Genomic DNA, 353 nt, shown 5'->3' with positions numbered 1-353 from the left:
GTAGCGGTGCTGCCAGTGATCAGGATGAGGCGATAGGGAAAAGTCGGGCGGGGAACACAAGCAAAATCCATTTAGCGGTTGACGCTTACGGGCTTCCGGTTGCATTTGAGGTCACGGGTGGTCAGGTAAATGATTGCACGCAAGCTCCAAGCTTGATCGCCAAGATTGAGGGTGCGGAAACAATTGTCGCGGACAAAGGTTATGATAGCGAGGATCTACGGAAGCAGATTGCAGAACAGGGTGCCAAGGCAGTGATCCCTAGAAGGCGCAATTCTGTGAAAGGCAACGCGGATTTGGATAGGGGGCTCTACAAAAATCGGCATCTGGTAGAAAATGCTTTTGCACGATTGAAA

At 51.0% G+C, this 353-nt stretch carries 1 protein-coding gene; it reads left to right on the top strand.

The features are described from left to right. On the top strand, positions 1-353 hold a 353-nt coding region (locus tag Q1A48_RS21485), incomplete at both ends, for an IS5 family transposase (protein WP_299948927.1).

It is taken from the genome of uncultured Microbulbifer sp. (assembly GCF_947489355.1).
Lineage (GTDB): Bacteria > Pseudomonadota > Gammaproteobacteria > Pseudomonadales > Cellvibrionaceae > Microbulbifer.
The sequence above is the reverse complement of the archived record's forward strand: the minus strand, read 5'-3'. Positions and strand labels throughout refer to the sequence as shown.